General features: G+C 67.8%; 15 protein-coding genes and 1 pseudogene. 10 read left to right on the top strand and 6 right to left on the bottom strand.

Translation table 11 applies throughout. The features are described from left to right. Positions 1–1165, top strand: a 1165-nt coding sequence (locus BST12_RS32310) for a hypothetical protein (RefSeq protein ID WP_211281367.1), incomplete at its 5' end; no start/stop codon positions are given. Between the two features lie 78 nt (positions 1166–1243). On the opposite strand, the gene BST12_RS26560 is transcribed toward BST12_RS32310, so the two are convergent. Both BST12_RS26560 and BST12_RS26555 read right to left on the bottom strand, forming a co-directional pair. After that, positions 1244–2011, bottom strand: a complete 768-nt coding sequence (locus BST12_RS26560; RefSeq protein WP_083116196.1) for a fructosamine kinase family protein — start codon at positions 2009–2011, stop codon at positions 1244–1246. Beyond that, positions 2008–3690 (bottom strand): acyl-CoA synthetase, encoded by a 1683-nt coding sequence (locus tag BST12_RS26555; RefSeq protein WP_083116195.1) that lies wholly within the window; start codon positions 3688–3690, stop codon positions 2008–2010. Before BST12_RS26555 ends, BST12_RS26560 begins: the two co-directional genes overlap by 4 nt. Positions 3691–3802: 112 nt before the next feature. On the opposite strand from BST12_RS26555, the gene BST12_RS26550 reads away from it, so the two are divergent. Then, complete coding sequence (locus BST12_RS26550; RefSeq protein ID WP_372511106.1) at positions 3803–4537, top strand: crotonase/enoyl-CoA hydratase family protein; 735 nt, start codon at positions 3803–3805, stop codon at positions 4535–4537. Between the two features lie 101 nt (positions 4538–4638). Next, positions 4639–5490, top strand: a pseudogene (locus tag BST12_RS26545) (hypothetical protein); the annotation flags it as partial. Between the two features lie 20 nt (positions 5491–5510). On the opposite strand, the gene BST12_RS26540 reads toward BST12_RS26545, so the two are convergent. Genes BST12_RS26540 through BST12_RS26530 form a run of 3 tightly spaced genes read right to left on the bottom strand, consistent with a single transcriptional unit; the run spans position 5511 to position 8512 of the window. Then, complete coding sequence (locus BST12_RS26540; protein WP_083116193.1) at positions 5511–6722, bottom strand: cytochrome P450; 1212 nt, start codon at positions 6720–6722, stop codon at positions 5511–5513. Further along, positions 6719–7435 carry an acetoacetate decarboxylase family protein gene (locus tag BST12_RS26535; RefSeq protein ID WP_083116192.1) on the bottom strand — a complete coding sequence of 239 codons (717 nt, stop codon included), beginning with the start codon at positions 7433–7435 and terminating at the stop codon, positions 6719–6721. The genes BST12_RS26540 and BST12_RS26535 overlap by 4 nt, the downstream gene beginning before the upstream one ends. A 45-nt stretch (positions 7436–7480) precedes the next feature. Next, a complete protein-coding gene (locus tag BST12_RS26530) occupies positions 7481–8512 on the bottom strand; it encodes an LLM class F420-dependent oxidoreductase (RefSeq protein WP_083116191.1) in 1032 nt (343 codons plus the stop codon). A gap of 82 nt (positions 8513–8594) precedes the next feature. Here BST12_RS26530 and BST12_RS26525 point away from each other — a divergent pair, with 82 nt between their 5' ends. From BST12_RS26525 to BST12_RS26505, 5 genes are read left to right on the top strand one after another with little or no spacing between them, the layout of a single operon-like run. Then, positions 8595–9590, top strand: a complete 996-nt coding sequence (locus tag BST12_RS26525) for a Zn-ribbon domain-containing OB-fold protein (RefSeq protein ID WP_083116190.1) — start codon at positions 8595–8597, stop codon at positions 9588–9590. Between the two features lie 16 nt (positions 9591–9606). After that, the gene (locus tag BST12_RS26520) at positions 9607–10665 is read left to right on the top strand and encodes a thiolase domain-containing protein (RefSeq protein ID WP_083116189.1); all 1059 of its coding nucleotides are present in this window, start codon (positions 9607–9609) and stop codon (positions 10663–10665) included. Beyond that, on the top strand, positions 10665–11843 hold the full coding sequence (locus BST12_RS26515) for a thiolase domain-containing protein (protein ID WP_083116188.1): 1179 nt from the start codon (positions 10665–10667) through the stop codon (positions 11841–11843). The genes BST12_RS26520 and BST12_RS26515 overlap by 1 nt, the downstream gene beginning before the upstream one ends. 8 nt (positions 11844–11851) lie before the next feature. Continuing rightward, positions 11852–12733 carry a TIGR03619 family F420-dependent LLM class oxidoreductase gene (locus BST12_RS26510; protein ID WP_083116198.1) on the top strand — a complete coding sequence of 294 codons (882 nt, stop codon included), beginning with the start codon at positions 11852–11854 and terminating at the stop codon, positions 12731–12733. Then, positions 12730–13149 (top strand): nuclear transport factor 2 family protein, encoded by a 420-nt coding sequence (locus BST12_RS26505; RefSeq protein WP_083116187.1) that lies wholly within the window; start codon positions 12730–12732, stop codon positions 13147–13149. Before BST12_RS26510 ends, BST12_RS26505 begins: the two co-directional genes overlap by 4 nt. A 13-nt stretch (positions 13150–13162) precedes the next feature. Here the strand turns inward: BST12_RS26505 and BST12_RS26500 are convergent, their stop codons facing one another. Further along, positions 13163–13444, bottom strand: a complete 282-nt coding sequence (locus tag BST12_RS26500) for a hypothetical protein (protein ID WP_083116186.1) — start codon at positions 13442–13444, stop codon at positions 13163–13165. A gap of 259 nt (positions 13445–13703) precedes the next feature. On the opposite strand from BST12_RS26500, the gene BST12_RS26495 reads away from it, so the two are divergent. Both BST12_RS26495 and BST12_RS26490 read left to right on the top strand, forming a co-directional pair. Next, entirely contained in the window at positions 13704–15599 is a 1896-nt protein-coding gene (locus BST12_RS26495) for a PE family protein (protein ID WP_245850589.1), read from the top strand. Positions 15600–15611: 12 nt separating this feature from the next. Beyond that, on the top strand, positions 15612–16479 hold an 868-nt coding region (locus tag BST12_RS26490; protein WP_139801961.1), incomplete at its 3' end, for a PE family protein.

Below are 16479 nucleotides of genomic sequence, written 5' to 3'. Positions count from 1 at the left end.
GGGCACCGGCGGAGCCGGCGGGGCGGGTGGCACCGGTGGCAACGGCGGCGGCGGCGCTGACGCTTTCGGCGCTGTCACCCCGGGCGTCGGCGGCAATGCTGGCGCCGGTGGCCTCGGCGGCGATGGCGGCCTTGGCGGCGCCGGTGGCGGGACCGGTGGCAAGGGCGGTGACGGCGGCGCCGCAGGCACCGGCGGGACAGGCGGCGGGAGCGGCACCACCAGCGGCACAGCCAGCACCTCGGCCACCGGTGGCAACGGCGCCGCGGGTGGCAACGCCGGCAAAGGCGGCAACGGCGGCACCGGTAACGGAAACGCTGGAGACGGCGGCACCGGAGGCCAAGGCGGGGCCGGCGGCGTGGGCGGTAACTCATACAACGGTAAAAACGGCGGCACCGGCGGTACCGGCGGCATCGGCGGTACCGGCGGCGCCGGTGGCACCGGCACCGGCACCGGCACCGGCGGTAGTGGCGGCACCGGCGGCATCGGCGGCGGCATCGGCGGCGCCGGCGGCGCCGGCGGGGGCACCGGTGGCATCGGTGGCGCCGGCGGCACCGGCGGCAACGGCGGCAACGGCGCCGGCAACAGCGGCACCGGCACCGCCACCGGCGGCGCCGGCGGCGCCGCCGGCGCTGGCGGCACCGGCGGCAACGGCGGCATCGGCGGCTCCGGCGGCGGGACCGGCGGAAAGGGCGGCGCTGGCGGCAACGCAGGCACCGGCGGAACCGGCGGCAACAACTCTCTCTACGGCGCAGGCGGCGTCGGCGGAAGCAGCGCCGCCGGCGGAAACGGCGGCAAAGGCGGCGCCGGCGGCACCGGTAACGGCAACGCCGGCGACGGAGGCATCGGAGGCAATGGCGGGATTGGTGGCGTCGGCGGTGCCGGAGGCATTAACTATGCCGGTGGGGTTGGTGGCGCCGGCGGCATCGGCGGTACCGGTGGCGCCGGTGGCACCGGCAACGGCACCGGCAGCGGCGGTGATGGCGGCGACGGCGGCACCGGCGGCAAGGGCGGCAAGGGCGGCTCCGGGGATGCTGGTGGTCACGCAGGCGGATCCGGCAGCGACGGCACCGGCGGCAGCCCCGGCGGGTCCAACACCGGTGCCACCGGCGGCACCGGCGGCGGCGGCGGTACCGCAGGCACCGGCGGCACTGGCGGATTACCCTGATAGCGGCCGCGGGCACCGCGGGCGCCGACAGCATCCAACGCGCTACCGGCCAGACCGATGCGTCCGGGTACCTTCGGGTCAGGCGTCCAGCACTGCGCGAGCCACGGCATGCGTCCGCCGTGCATGTCCCCCGCCGAACAGCACCACGTGCGCCAGCAATGGATACAGCTGGTGTAGCCCAATGCGCTTGCGCCACCCGGGTTTCAACGCCCGCACCCGTTGATAGCCGTCGATTACCGCCTCATAGTGCGGGCAGCCGAATAACGCCAGCATCGCCAGGTCGCTTTCGCGGTGACCGGCGTGCGCGGCCGGGTCAATCAGCACCGCACCGTCACGCGTCCACATGACGTTACCGCCCCACAAATCGCCGTGCAGCCGCGCCGGCCAGTCATCGTCGTCGAAATCACCTGCGCGGCAACGTGTAATAACCGAGTCAACCGACGCACGGGTCGAAGCGTCGAGGCGCGGCGCCGCAAGCTCGGCCATCGGCATCAGCCGCTCCAAAGCGTAGAAGCCACCCCAACTCGCATGACCCCGCAACGACATCGGCAACGGCTGCGACAGCGGACCGAAGAACCCCGGCCCATCCCAGCCGTCAGGTCCCACACCGAAGGCCGGTGCGCCCGCGTCGTGCGTGACAGCCAGTCGGCCGCCGAACACGACCGCCGCCGCAGCACTCGGCGGCACCGAATCAAGCCGGCGCAGCGTCAGACTCGTCGTGTCCACGGAGACAATCTCGGCACACGACACGCCACCGTCGACGTCCGAAAGCCATTGCAGCCCTGCGGCTTCCCATGCAAAGTAACCAGCGGGTGCCGCCGGGTGCTCCTTGACGAAGTCCGTCACGCTCCAGTTGCCACGTGCGCGGAATGCACGTCGTCGGCGGGCCGCGCTTCGGTCTGCTCCTTGGCCCAGCGGTAGTCCGGCTTGCCGGCCGGCGAACGCTTCACCTCGTCGACGAACCAAAGGCTGCGTGGCACTTTGTATCCCGCGATCTCCGAGCGCACGAAGCTGTCCAGCTCGGCCAGCGAAGGCCGAGAACCAACCCGGGCCTGCACGACGGCGGCCACATGCTGGCCGTAGCGCGGATCCGGCACGCCGACCACCAGCGCGTCGAAAATGTCGGGGTGCCCCTTCAGGGCCGCCTCGACCTCTTCGGGGTAGATCTTCTCACCGCCGCTGTTGATCGACACCGAGCCGCGGCCCAGCATCGTCACCGTGCCGTCTTCTTCGACCTGCGCGTAGTCGCCCGGAATCGCGTAGCGCACACCGTTAATGGTGCGGAAAGTCTCGGCGGTCTTCTTCTCGTCCTTGTAATAGCCCACCGGAATGTTGCCCCGCTTGGCAATGAAGCCGCGCACGCCGGAGCCGGGCTGCACCTCGTTGCCCTCCTCGTCGAGCACGACGGTGCGGTGGTCGATGCTCACCCGCGGACCGCCGCTGTGCGCGGCGCCGGCGGCGACGATGCTGGTGCCACCAAAACCGGTCTCCGACGAGCCAATCGAATCGGTGATGACCCGATTCGGCAGCAGCTCGAGCAGTTTCTCCTTGATACTCGGCGAGAACAGCGCCGCCGTGCTGGCCAGCAGGAACAGCGACGACAGGTCGTAGTCGTTAGCGGCGCTCAGGGCGTCGAGCAACGGCCGCGCCATCGCGTCGCCGGTGAAGAACAGCAGGTTCACCTTGTGCTCATGAATTGTGCGCCACACCTCGTCGGCGTTGAATTCCGGTGCCAGCACGGTGGTTTGGCCGGAAAAGATCGACATCCAGGTGGCCGACTGGGTGGCGCCGTGGATCATCGGCGGAATGGGGTAGCGGATCATCGGCGGATTCGCCGTCGCGGCCTTGGCGAGGTCGTACTCGTCCTTGACGAATTCGCCCGTCGCAAAATCGGTTCCGCCGAACAGCACCCGGTAGATGTCCTCGTGGCGCCACATCACGCCCTTCGGGAAACCGGTGGTGCCGCCGGTGTACAGCAGGTAGATGGCGTCGGCGCTGCGCTCACCGAAGTCGCGCTCCGGCGATCCCTGCTCTATCGCGGAGTAGAACTCCACTCCCCCGTAGCGCTGAAAATCAGCGTCGCTGCCGTCCTCGACCACGAGGATCGTCTTGAGGTTCGGGGTATCGGGCAGCACGTTGGCCACCCGGTCGGCGTACTGACGCTCGTGCACCAGCGCAACCATGTCGGAGTTCTCGAACAGGTAGCGAAGTTCGCCCTCGACGTACCGATAGTTGACGTTGACCAGGATGGCGCCCGCTTTGACGATGCCCAGCATCGCGATGACGATCTCGATGCGGTTGCGGCAGTACAGTCCAACCTTGTCGTCCTGCTTGACGCCCTGATCGATCAGGTAGTGCGCCAGCCGGTTGGCTTTCTCTTCCAGTTGCGCATAGGTCAGCTTTTCGTCACCGCAGATGAGGGCGACACGGTCAGGCACAGCGTCGATGGCGTGCTCAGCGAGATCGGCAATATTCAGGGCCACGGCACCCAAATTAGAACGTGTTACATTTCTTGACAAGCTCATGCCCACTGTCGAGCACAAGGGAGCACCAGTGACCGCAGCGTCAGCAAACGAATCCGTACCATCAGAAGCCGACGCACTGGTCGAGCAGCGCAATCACACGCTCATCGTCACAATGAACCGGCCACACCGGCGCAACGCGCTGAGCACCGAAATGATGCAGATCATGGTCGAGGCCTGGGACCGTGTCGACAACGACCCGGACATCCGGTGCTGCATCCTGACCGGCGCCGGTGGCTACTTCTGCGCCGGCATGGACCTCAAGGCGGCAACCCAGAAGCCGCCAGGCGATTCCTTCAAAGACGGCAGCTACGATCCGTCGCGCATCGACGCTCTGCTCAAGGGTCGCCGACTGACCAAACCGCTCATCGCCGCCGTGGAAGGACCGGCGATAGCCGGCGGCACCGAAATCCTGCAGGGCACCGACATCCGCGTCGCCGGTGAAAGCGCCAAGTTCGGCATCTCCGAGGCCAAGTGGAGCCTCTACCCGATGGGCGGCTCGGCCGTGCGGCTGGTGCGCCAGATTCCCTACACCGTGGCGTGTGACCTGCTGTTGACCGGACGGCACATCACCGCCGCCGAGGCCAAGGAGATGGGCCTGATCGGTCATGTGGTGCCCGACGGCCAGGCGCTGACGAAGGCGCTCGAGCTCGCCGAGATCATCGAGAACAACGGCCCGCTGGCGGTCCAGGCGATTCTGCGCACGATTCGCGAGACCGAGGGCATGCACGAGAACGAGGCGTTCAAGACCGACACCCAGATCGGCATTCAGGTGTTCCTGTCCGACGACGCTAAAGAAGGCCCGCGCGCGTTCGCCGAAAAGCGCAAGCCCAACTTCCAGAACCGCTAGCGCCTCGCGCCGAGCGAGCACTCACCGCGAAAATCCGCGCGTTTTTTCGCACCCAGCGCACGTTCGGCGAACCTGTCGGCGCCCCACGCCACACTGCCCCCATGTACCAACCGTTTATCGGTAGCGAAGCCGTCGCCTCCGGCGCCCTCACGCCGTATCAACTGAGAAGCCGATACCGCGCCCTGCATCCCGACGTCTACCTCAACCCCGACGCCCCCGACGCCCCCGACGCCGGCCTGACCGCCATAACCCGGGCCCACGCGGCCTGGCTGTGGTCGCGCCGGCGCGGCGTCATCGCGGGAGAATCCGCGGCGGCGCTGCACGGCGCGAAATGGGTCGACCCACGCCAGCCGGCCCAGCTGCTGTACGCATACCGCCGTCCACCGCAGGGCATCACAACCTGGTCGGATCGCCTGGCGCCTGACGAAATCCAGCTCGTGTCCGGCCTACCCGCAACCACACCGGCCCGCACCGCATTCGACCTGGCCGGCCGCTACCCGCTCGGCAAGGCAGTGGCGGCCATCGACGCCCTTACCCGAGCCACCAAGCAAGACATCGAGGCAGCCAAGCAACTGACCGACCGCTACAAAGGCCACCGCAACATCAGAAGGGCACGACACGCCCTCACCCTGGTCGACGGCGGTGCCGAGTCGCCAAGAGAGACCTGGCTGCGGCTACTGCTCATCGACGACGGCTACCCGAAGCCGCAGACCCAGATCCCGGTGTACGGCGACTACGGCGAGTTGGTCGCCGTGCTCGATATGGGTTGGGCAGACGTCAAGATAGCGGTGGAGTATGAAGGCGACCACCATCGAACCGACCGACGCCAATTCAACCGGGACATCGCACGTTTCGACGCGCTCTCGGACCTGGGCTGGATCGTCATCCGGGTTACGGCCGAGGACACCGCGGGCGGGGTCCGAGGACGGGTTGCGACGGCCTGGACGCGCCGAATCAGCCGAACCCGCCGAGCTCAGCCCAGTGGCGCGGTCGGCGTGAACACCACCGGCATCGACTCCAGCCCGGACACGAAGTTCGCCGGCCGCAGCGGCAAGGACGAATCAGCAACGGCCAGCCGCAAGTCCGGAAGCCGCTGCAGCACTTTGCCCGTCATGATCGACAGCTCCAGCCTGGCCAGCTGATTGCCCAGGCAGAAATGCGTACCGAAGCCAAACGCCAAGTGGCTGTTCGGGTTTCGCTGCACGTCGAACTTCTCCGGCTGATCGAACACGGTCTCGTCGAAGTTCGCCGACTCGAAGAGCAGCATCATCTTCTCGCCCTCACGCAGCGCCGTGCCATGGAAGTCGGCATCCCGCGTCAGCATCCGGCACATGTTCTTCACCGGCGCCGTCCAGCGCAGCATCTCCTCGATGGCCCCGGGCAGCAATGACGGGTCGCGCTGCACCAGCTCCCACTGATCGCGGTTGCGCAGCAATTGCTCAGTACCGCCGCTCAACGTGTGCCGGGTGGTCTCGTCGCCACCGATCAGAATCAGCAGCGTCTCCATGATCAGCTCGTCGTCGGACAGCCGCTCTCCGTCGACTTCAGAACTCACCAGCGCGCTCACCAAGTCGTCGGTCGGCTCAGCGCGACGCGCCGCGATCGTGCCCCGGGTGAAATCGTTGTAGGCCGCGAACGCGTCGATGGTGACCTGGAAATCCTCTTCGGAAACATGGGAACTCAGGAATGTCACCAGATCGTCGGACCAGCGCAGGAACATTTCCCGCTGCTCTGGACGCACCCCGAGCATGTCGCCGATCACCGCCATGGGCAGCGGCGCGGCCAGATCGCGCACGAAGTCGCACTCGCCGCGTTCGCACACCGCGTCGATCAGCGTGTCGCACAGCGCATTGATCGAAGCTTCCTTGTCCTTCACTCGCTTGCGGGTAAAACCGGCATTGACGAGCTTGCGCCGCAACAGATGTGCGGGGTCGTCCATGTCGATCATCATCGGCAGGGCGTCCTGGTCGGGCCGGATACCGCCGGCGTTGGAGAACAACTCCGGCTGCCGTTCGGCGTCGATCACGGCCTGGTAGGTCGAAGCCGCCGCCAGCCCGTTGCGGTCCCGAAACACCGGCTCATGCGCGCGCATCCAGCGATACGCCGCGCGCGCCTCGCGGCTGCCGTAGAACGTGCCGTCGGTCAGATCGATGTCGGGCCTGGTCTGCAATTCGGTCAAGGTCATGAAATCTCCTGAGCGTCGCCGAAAGTCATCTGTACATTGGCAGCCGAGCTGGACATCATCGCGCGCTTCGGAAGGCCCAGCGAAGCAAGCTCTTTGGCGTAGGGGTGATCGCCGAGCTGCAGCCGCACGCCGCCCGGCCGGTAGCGTGAACCCGACGAGGTCATCGTGTATGCCGTCTCCAACGTATGGCCCTCACGATGCGCATAAGAGCGCAGCTGCTGCTCGCGGGAATCCAGCGCCGACGGAATCGGCAGCGCGCGAGCGAATTCCATGTCGACCAAGAGCCGGCCGTCGGCGCGCACCTCGACGGCCAGCTCACCGCCCGAACGAATCGCGAACTCGGCCATCACTTTCGGGAATCCCCAAATCGTTCGTCCCGCTTCCAAAGTGAATGCCTGGTCGACCAGCATCTGATGCACGAAGGCGGACTGCAGCGCGCGCAACCCCGACGCAGCCGAACCTGGCTGATTGACCATCACATTGGTGCTCAACTCGTGGTACTCGCCCAGGTCGCCGTCGATGAAATGCGCGAGTACCAGAACCACCGCGGCGCGCCCGGGCAGAAACCGGGCCACCTGCAGACCGCTGTAGTCGATCATCCGCTGGGCGGCGTCGGCGTCCACCGAAAACATCGCCATGTGCTGAGTGGCTTTGCGGATCTGCACCGGCATCGTGAGTACCGTGCCCGCGATGGTGTGTTGTGACGCTGCCATCGAGCCAATCTAGAACGCGTTCTACCGCCCTGGCAAGGACCGGCGCTAGACCAGCGCCGCCAAGTCGCGTACCTGATCAACGCTGCGAGCGGCCACCACCATCATGGTCACGCCCGACGCCTCCCAGGCCGCGATCTGCTTACGCACGTAGTCCAGGTCGCCGACGATCATCGCGTCGTCGACGAGTTCGTCGGGGATCACCTCCGCGGCTTTGTCCTTCTGCTGTGAACGGAACAGAGCGGTCACCTCGTCGACCACTTCCGCGTAGCCCATGCGCCGGTAGACGTCGGCGTGGAAGTTGGTGTCTTCGGCACCCATGCCGCCCATATACAGCGCAAGGAACGGTTTGATGGCGGTAAACGCCGCAGACCGGTCCTCGGTGACGACGATCTGCGCCGTCGCGCAGATCTCGAAGTCCTCGCGCGAACGCCGCGCACCCGGCCGGGCGAATCCCTCGTCGAGCCATTCGTTGTACATGTCGGCCATCCGCGGCGAGTAGAAGATGGGCAGCCAGCCGTCGCAGATCTCGGCGGCCAGCGCGACGTTCTTGGGCCCCTCGGCGCCCAGCATGATCGGGATGTCGGCGCGCAGCGGATGGGTGATCGGCTTCAGCGCCTTGCCCAGTCCGGTTGTCCCAGAACCGGTCAACGGCAACGGGTAGTGCGGACCGGCACTGGTGACGGGCGCCGAACGGGCCCACACCTGCCGGATGATGTCGATGTATTCGCGCGTGCGGGCCAGCGGCTTGGGAAACTTTGCGCCGTACCAACCCTCCACCACCTGCGGCCCGGACACCCCCAGCCCCAGAATGTGCCGGCCACCGGACAGGTGATCCAGCGTCAGCGCGGCCATCGCGCAGGCCGTCGGTGTGCGGGCGGACAGCTGTACCACCGAGGTGCCCAGCCGCACCCGAGAAGTCGACGAACCCCACCAGGCCAGCGGTGTGTAGGCGTCGGATCCCCACGCCTCGGCGGTGAACACGGCATCGAATCCCGCGTCTTCGGCGGCGGCGACGAATTCGGCGGTGTTGTCCGGCGGCTGCGCGCCCCAGTAACCGAGTTGCAGTCCGAGCTTCATAGCTGCCTCCTCGAGGCCCCCGCGAAGGGCCTTCTATATGCGGATGTTGAAACGATTCTTAGAACCTGTTCTACTCGAAGGCGTGACAGCCAGTTCGAGCGGCCCGACCCTGATCGATCACCCTGAGCCGCCCCTCTCCGCGCCGTTGACGTTGTCCTTCGACTACACCCGTTCGGTAGGTCCCACGCTAGGCAGGTTCTTCACCGCGTTGCGCGAGCGCCGCATTCTGGGTGTCCGCGGAACCGATGGCCGGGTGCATGTGCCGCCGGCGGAATACGACCCGGTCAGCTATGAACCGCTGGGCGAGATGGTACCGGTGGCCAGCGTCGGCACCGTCGCATCGTGGACCTGGCAACCCGACCCGCTACCGGGCCAGCCGCTCGTTAAGCCCTTCGCCTGGGCGCTGATCAAGCTGGACGGCGCCGACACGCTGCTCATGCATGCGGTCGACGCTGGGAATCCCGACGCGATCAGCACCGGCGCCCGCGTGCACGTGCACTGGGCCGACGAAACTCAGGGCGCCATCACCGACATCGCCTACTTCAAGCTGGGCGAAGACGCCGAACCCGAAGGCGAACAGCCCGATAAGGACCAGGACCCGGTGACCATGATCGTCACCCCGATCCAGCTGACCATCCAGCACACCGCCTCTCACGAGGAAAGCGCCTACCTGCGCGCCATCGCCGAGGGCAAACTGCTCGGCGCCAAGACCGGCGAACATGGCAAGGTCTATTTCCCACCCCACGGCGCCGACCCGGCCACCGGCCAGCCGACCACCGAGTTCGTCGAGCTGTCCGACAAAGCCACCGTCACCACCTTCGCGATCATCAACATCCCGTTCCAGGGCCAGCGCATCAAGCCGCCGTACGTGGCCGCCTATGTGTTGCTCGACGGCGCCGACATCCCGGTCCTGCACCTGGTCGCCGACGTCGACGCGCACGAGGTCCGGATGGGCATGCGTGTGGAAGCGGTGTGGAAACCCCGCGAGGAGTGGGGCTTTGGCATCGACAACATCGAATACTTCCGGCCCACCGGCGAACCGGACGCCGAGTACGACACCTACAAACACCACCTGTAAGGGGCCCCAAAGCAATATGAGCACTCGCAATGTCGCGGTGGTCGGCTTCGCCCACGCCCCGCACGTCCGCCGCACCGACGGCACCACCAACGGCGTCGAGATGTTGATGCCGTGTTTCGCCCAGCTCTACGAAGAACTGGGCATCAGCCAGAAGGACATCGGCTTCTGGTGCTCCGGCTCGTCGGATTACCTTGCCGGACGGGCATTTTCGTTCATCTCGGCCATCGACTCGATCGGCGCCGTCCCGCCGATCAACGAATCGCACGTCGAGATGGACGCCGCGTGGGCACTCTACGAGGCCTACATCAAGATCCTCACCGGCGAAGTCGACACCGCGCTGGTCTACGGCTTCGGCAAGTCCTCGGCCGGCATCTTGAGGCAGATCCTGTCCCGCCAGACCGACCCGTACACCGTCGCGCCGCTGTGGCCGGACTCGGTGTCGATGGCCGGGCTGCAGGCCCGCATCGGCCTGGACCAAGGTAAGTGGACGCATGAGCAGATGGCGCAAGTAGCGCTCGACTCGTTCGCCCACGCCGAACGCAACGACTCCGAGAAGCCGGCCAAGAGCATCGACGAGCTGCTCGCCCGGCCGTTTTTCAACGACCCGCTGCGCCGGCACGACATCGCGCCGATCACCGACGGCGCCGCCGCGATCGTGCTCGCCGCCGACGACCGCGCCCGGGAGTTGCGCGAAAAGCCGGCCTGGATAACGGGAATCGAGCACCGAATCGAGTCCCCCTCGCTCGGCGTGCGCGACATCACCACCTCGCCGTCCACCGCGACTTCTGCCAAAGCCGCCGGTGGCGACACCGGGATCGACGTCGCCGAAATCCACGCGCCGTTCAGCCACCAGCACCTGATCCTCGCCGAAGCCATCGGCCTGACCGAACAGACGAAGGTCAATCCGTCCGGCGGTGCGCTGGCGGCCAACCCGATGTTCGTCGCCGGCCTGGAGCGCATCGGCTTTGCCGCACAACACATCTGGAACGGCTCCGCGAACAAGGTGCTCGCCCACGCGACCAGCGGCCCTGCGCTGCAACAGAACCTGGTCGCGGTCATGGAAGGACAGATCTGATGGCCGGCGCAACGGCACAGCTCGCCGCGGTACTCGGCACCGGCCAAACGAAGTATGTCGCCAAGCGCCAAGACGTTTCGATGAACGGCATGGTGCGCGAGGCCATCGACAAAGCGCTGCAAGATTCCGACTCCACCTTCGACGACATCGACGCCATCGTGGTCGGCAAGGCACCCGACTTCTTCGAGGGTGTCATGATGCCCGAGCTGTTCATGGTCGACGCCATGGGCGCCACCGGCAAGCCGCTGATCCGGGTGCACACCGCGGGTTCGGTCGGCGGATCCACCGGCGTGGTGGCGGCCAGCCTGGTGCAGTCCGGCAAGTACCGCCGCGTGCTGGCGATGGCGTGGGAGAAGCAGTCGGAATCCAATGCCATGTGGGCGCTGTCGATTCCGATCCCGTTCATCAAGCCCGTCGGTGCCGGGGCGGGCGGGTACTTCGCGCCGCACGTTCGGTCCTACATCCGCCGCTCCGGGGCGCCGACGCACATCGGCGCCATCGTCGCGACCAAGGACCGGCTCAACGGGGCCCGCAACCCGCTGGCGCACCTGCACCAGCCCGACATCACCGTCGAGAAGGTGATGCAGTCCCCCATGCTGTGGGACCCGATCCGCTACGACGAAACCTGCCCGTCCTCAGACGGTGCCTGCGCGGTCGTGATCGGCAACGAGGAAATCGCCGATGCCCGCCTGGCACAAGGACACCCGGTGGCCTGGATCCATGCCACCGCGCTGCGCACCGAGCCGCTGCAGTTCTCCGGCCGCGACCAGGTCAGCCCGCAGGCCGGCCGCGACGCCGCGGCAGCGCTGTGGAAGGCAGCCGGAATCACCAGCCCGATCGACGAGATCGACGCCGCGGAAATCTATGTGCCGTTCTCCTGGTTCGAGCCGATGTGGTTGGAGAATCTCGGGTTTGCCCCCGAGGGCGAAGGCTGGAAACTCACCGAGGCCGGCGAAACCGCGATCGGCGGACGGCTGCCGGTCAACCCGTCCGGCGGCGTGCTGTCCTCGAACCCGATCGGCGCCTCGGGCCTGATTCGCTTCGCGGAGGCGGCAATTCAGGTGATGGGCAAGGGCGGCGACCATCAGGTCCCGAACGTCAGAAAAGCATTGGGACACGCCTACGGCGGCGGCTCGCAGTACTACTCGATGTGGGTTGTCGGAAAGGACAAACCGTGACCGACCGCATGAAGTACACCCTCAGTATTGCGATGGGCCCGATCGACCAGATGATCGATCTCGCCAAGACGGCAGAGGAAGTCGGATTCGACTCGATCGCACTGCCTGATTCGATCTTCTATTTCGAGAAGCAGTCCGTTGACTATCCGTACACCGCCGACGGCAAGCGGATGTTCGACGAAGACACACCCTGGGTCGACCCGCTGATCCTGGCGGGTGCAATGGGCGCGGTCACCTCGACCCTGCGGTTCTACACCAACGTGATGAAGCTCGGATCGCGAAACCCGCTGCTGCTGGCCCGCCAAGTGGGATCGGTAGCCAACCTGACCAGCAATCGCTTCGGCTTCGGCGTCGGAATCGGTTGGGCGCCAGAGGAATTCGAGTGGTGCGGGGTGCCTTACCAACGCCGCGGCAAACGCGTCGACGAGATGATCGAAGTCATCAAGCTGGTGTTGGCCGGCGGCATGGTCGAATTCCACGGCGAATTCTATGATTTCGACCGCCTGCAGATGAGTCCGGCGCCCAGCAAGCCGGTTCCGTTCTACGTCGGCGGCCACACCGACGTGGCACTCAAGCGCGCGGCCCGCATCGGTGACGGCTGGACCAGCGCCATGATGACCGGCGACCAACTGTCCGAAACCATCGGCAAAATCAACAAATTGCGCACCGAGTACGGAAAGGCCGACCAGCCCTTCGAGTTCCAGGCCGTGTGCATGGACAAGTTCGGGGTGGACGGGCATCGCGAGCTTGCCGAGATCGGTGTCACCGACTACATCACCATCCCGTGGATCTTCGAAGGCCTGGGCTTTGACGCGCCGCTGGACAAGAAGCAGGAATCGCTGAAACGCTTCGCCGACACCTACATTCACTCCGGCTGGCAAGACGCATGACCACCCTCGAAGTCAAGCACCCCGCTCACGAGGCCGGCCGTCGCTCCCGCGAGGCGGTGCAAGCCCGCGACAAGGAAGCCTGGCTGGCGGTGTTCGCCGACGACGCTATCGTCGAAGACCCCATCGGCCCATCGCATTTCGATCCCGAAGGCAAGGGACACCGCGGCAAGGCGGCGATATCAGCCTTCTGGGACATGGCCATCGCACCCACCGGCAAGATCGAGTTCTTTTTTCAGAAGACCTATCAATGCGGCAACGAGGAAGCCAACGTCGGGCATATCCTCATCACCACGGGCGACTATCGAATAACCGCGGAAGGCGTATTCACCTACCGGGCCAACGAAAACGGACAGCTGGTGGCCCTACGCGCCTATTGGGAATTAGACCGCGCGGCCGCCAGCGCCGCGCGGGTCTGAAGCGGCCCATCAGTCACAGCCGGTGCATTTCGCGCGCCATGCGCGAATCCTCGAGGAACGCGTGCCGGGGCGGGTAGTGGCGCCGCTCCCGGCGGGGCGCATCCGCGGAGGCGACCAACAGGCTCCGGATAGCCGCGAAGACACCGCGCCGGCGAGGCGCTGACGACAACGCGACCGCGCTGGCCAGCAGCACCTCTTGTTCGGTGATCAGCGTTGCGGAGCGCCGCAATTCGATGGCGTCGACCGGCGATGCCGGCACGTCGTCTTCGATGGGCAGTGTCGATGAATTGGGCATGGCGGATCACTCCTTGATCGTGTGTTCGTTTGCGTTGCCGAACCTTTCGGCGCCATCACCATCGGCCGTCGCACTTGCCGGATCCTTGTTCAATTCTTGGAGCAGAAGTCTTCGAGCTCCTTGTGCCCAACCTGAACTACCTGGCAATTACCTTCGGATCAGCTGAAAGCCAAGACCAGCACTCGCTGACTTGTTACGTTGCGCGACGGCCCGGTAACCGGCTGATCGTCAGTTCGAGCCGCTAGCGCGGAGGTGTGGCGTGTCCTTCTTGATGGCAATGCCGGACATGATGGCGGCGACGACGGCAAACTTGGCCGGCATTGGGACGGCGGTCAGCCAGGCGAACTCGGCGGCCGCGGCCGCGACAACCGGCCTGCTGCCAGCCGCTGCCGATGACGTATCCGGCGCCATCGCAACGCTTTTCGCCAACGAAGGCGCCGCCTATCAAGCCCTGAGCGTCCAGGCAAAGGCCTTTCACGACAAATTCGTGAGCACCCTGGCCGCGGCCGCGGGCTCTTACGGCAGCACCGAAGCCGCCAGCGTCTCGCCGCTGCAGACCCTGGAACAGGATCTGCTCAACGCCGTCAACGCGCCCACCCAGATCCTGTTCGCGCGGCCACTGATCGGCAACGGTGCCAACGGCGCACCCGGCAGCGGCAACAATGGCGGCGACGGCGGAATCCTGTTCGGCAACGGCGGCAACGGCGGTTCTGGAGCACCGGGCCTAAAGGGAGGTAACGGCGGGGCAGCCGGGCTCTTCGGCGGGACCGCCGGAGCCGGCGGAGCCGGCGGGAGTTCACTGCTCGGGTTGGCCAGCGGTGCCGGCGGCAACGGCGGCGCCGCCGGACTGTTCGGCACCGGCGGGGCGGGTGGCGCGTCCGGGGTCGCCGCCAATGGCCGCAGCGGCGTCGGCGGAAGCGGTGGCGCCGGCGGCTTACTTTACGGCGCTGGCGGGGCCGGTGGCGCCGCCGGCAACAGCATCAGCGTCGCGGGGGGCGGCGGCGCCGGCGGTCATGCCGGGTTGTTCGGGTCGGGCGGTGCCGGTGGCGCCGGTGGCAATAGCGCGCTCAGTACGGGCGGCGCGGGGGGCGCCGGCGGGGCCGCCGGCATGCTGTCCGGCAATGGCGGAATCGGCGGCGCCGGCGGAATCGGCAACCTCAACGGCGGGTCGGCGAACGCTGATGGTGGCGCCGGCGGAGCCGGCGGTCACGCCGGGCTCTTCGGCGCTGGTGGTGCGGGCGGCGCCGGCGGGATGTCGGCGGCGGCCAACAGTGCGGCAGGTGCCGGCGGAGCGGGGGGTTCCGCCGGCCTGTTCGGCACCGGTGGCGCGGGCGGAGCGGGGGGGACCGCCACCGGCGCCGCCAGCGCCGGTGGCGCCGGTGGCGCCGGCGGCAGTGGGGGAATGTTCTCCGGTGACGGCGGCGCCGGCGGTGCCGGCGGCTTCTCGCAGAACGTCGCCGGGGGCGACGGGGGCGCCGCCGGTGCGGGCGGCAACGCCGGCTGGATCTCGGGCAACGGCGGCGCCGGCGGCAACGGCGGCGGTTCACAGGCCGCCACCGGCGGAGCCGGCGGTAACGGCGGCAACGCCGCCTTGTTCTCCGGCGATGGCGGAACCGGCGGCAACGGCGGGCTTGCCGTTACAGCAGGCGCCGGGATCGGCGGGGGCGGCGGACAATCCGGGCTGTTCGGTGACGGCGGCGCGGGCGGAGTCGGCGGTCAATCAGGACCCGGCACCGGCGCGATCGGCGGTGCCGGCGGCGCTGCCCGGTTCTTCGGCACCGGCGGAGCCGGCGGCGCGGGCGGCGCCGGCGGCACGCTCGGTGGAGCGGGTGGAGCCGGCGGCGCCGGCGGCATGCTCGACGGCGACGGCGGCGCGGGCGGAGCCGGCGGTCTTGGGGGCTCCGGCGGGACCGGCGGAGCCGGCGGCAAAGCCGGGCTGATCGGCTCCGGCGGCGCCGGAGGAGCCGGCGGCGAAGGAATCATCGGCGGTGGCCATGGCGGCAATGGCGGAAACGGCGGCAACGCCCAGTTGGCCGGCAACGGCGGCAACGGCGGCAACGGCGGCAACTCGGTCACCACCAACGGCAATGGTGGCGCCGGCGGCGGCGGCGGACTGCTTTTCGGCCTCCCGGGGACTGCCGGCGCGACGCAATAAGGGGGGAAACCTATGTCTTTTCTGGTGACCATGCCGGACGAAATGGCAGTCGCGACTGCTCATCTGGCCAGCATCGGCACAGCGGTCAGCCAGGCCGACCTGGCCGCCGCAGCCGCGACAACCGGCGTGCTGCCACCCGCCGCGGACGACGTATCCGCCGCCATCGCAACACTTTTCGCCAATGAGGGCGCCGCCTACCAAGCGCTGAGCGCGCAGGCAAAGACGTTTCACGACCAATTTGTGAGCACCCTGGCCGCAGCCGCAAGTTCTTACGGCGGCACCGAAGCCGCCAGCGTCTCGCCGCTACAAACCGTGGAACAGGATCTCCTCAACGCGGTGAACGCACCCACCCAGATCCTGTTCGCGCGGCCACTGATCGGCAACGGCGCCAACGGCGCGCCGGGCAGCGGCAACAACGGCGGCGACGGCGGAATCCTGTTCGGCAACGGCGGTAACGGCGGATCGGGCGCGGCGGGGCAAAAGGGAGGTAACGGCGGGGCAGCCGGGCTCTTCGGCGGCACCGCCGGGGCCGGCGGCAACGGCGGCGCCATGACGGGCGGGACCGCGCCCAGCGGCGCCGGCGGAACCGGTGGCGCGGCGGGCCTGTTCGGCACCGGCGGAGCCGGTGGCACGGGCGGGTTCTCGGTCAACTCCGCCGGCGCCGGCGGTGCCGGCGGCGCCGGCGGCATGCTCGTCGGCAATGGCGGCAGTGGGGGGCTCGGGGGAACGGCCGGCGCCGTCGGCGGCGCCGGCGGCGCCGGCGGCCAGGCCGGACTGTTCGGTGTCGGCGGCGCCGGCGGCGCCGCGGGTGTTTCCTCCAACGATGTCGGCAGCGCCGGCGGGGCGGGCGGGGCCGGCGGCATGCTGTTCGGCGCCGGCG

It is taken from the genome of Mycobacterium angelicum, from assembly GCF_002086155.1.
Lineage (GTDB): Bacteria > Actinomycetota > Actinomycetes > Mycobacteriales > Mycobacteriaceae > Mycobacterium > Mycobacterium angelicum.
This window is presented reverse-complemented; position numbering and strand designations above follow the sequence as displayed.

What these genes read in the sequence shown, in the direction of transcription:
- BST12_RS26555 (WP_083116195.1), bottom strand. Translation starts at nt 3,690, where the DNA reads ATGAGCTTGTCAAGAAATGTAACACGTTCTAATTTGGGTGCCGTGGCC.
- BST12_RS26550 (WP_372511106.1), top strand. Translation starts at nt 3,803, where the DNA reads ATGAACCGGCCACACCGGCGCAACGCGCTGAGCACCGAAATGATGCAG.
- BST12_RS26540 (WP_083116193.1), bottom strand. Translation starts at nt 6,722, where the DNA reads ATGACCTTGACCGAATTGCAGACCAGGCCCGACATCGATCTGACCGAC.
- BST12_RS26535 (WP_083116192.1), bottom strand. Translation starts at nt 7,435, where the DNA reads ATGGCAGCGTCACAACACACCATCGCGGGCACGGTACTCACGATGCCG.
- BST12_RS26530 (WP_083116191.1), bottom strand. Translation starts at nt 8,512, where the DNA reads ATGAAGCTCGGACTGCAACTCGGTTACTGGGGCGCGCAGCCGCCGGAC.
- BST12_RS26520 (WP_083116189.1), top strand. Translation starts at nt 9,607, where the DNA reads ATGAGCACTCGCAATGTCGCGGTGGTCGGCTTCGCCCACGCCCCGCAC.
- BST12_RS26515 (WP_083116188.1), top strand. Translation starts at nt 10,665, where the DNA reads ATGGCCGGCGCAACGGCACAGCTCGCCGCGGTACTCGGCACCGGCCAA.
- BST12_RS26510 (WP_083116198.1), top strand. Translation starts at nt 11,852, where the DNA reads ATGAAGTACACCCTCAGTATTGCGATGGGCCCGATCGACCAGATGATC.
- BST12_RS26505 (WP_083116187.1), top strand. Translation starts at nt 12,730, where the DNA reads ATGACCACCCTCGAAGTCAAGCACCCCGCTCACGAGGCCGGCCGTCGC.
- BST12_RS26500 (WP_083116186.1), bottom strand. Translation starts at nt 13,444, where the DNA reads ATGCCCAATTCATCGACACTGCCCATCGAAGACGACGTGCCGGCATCG.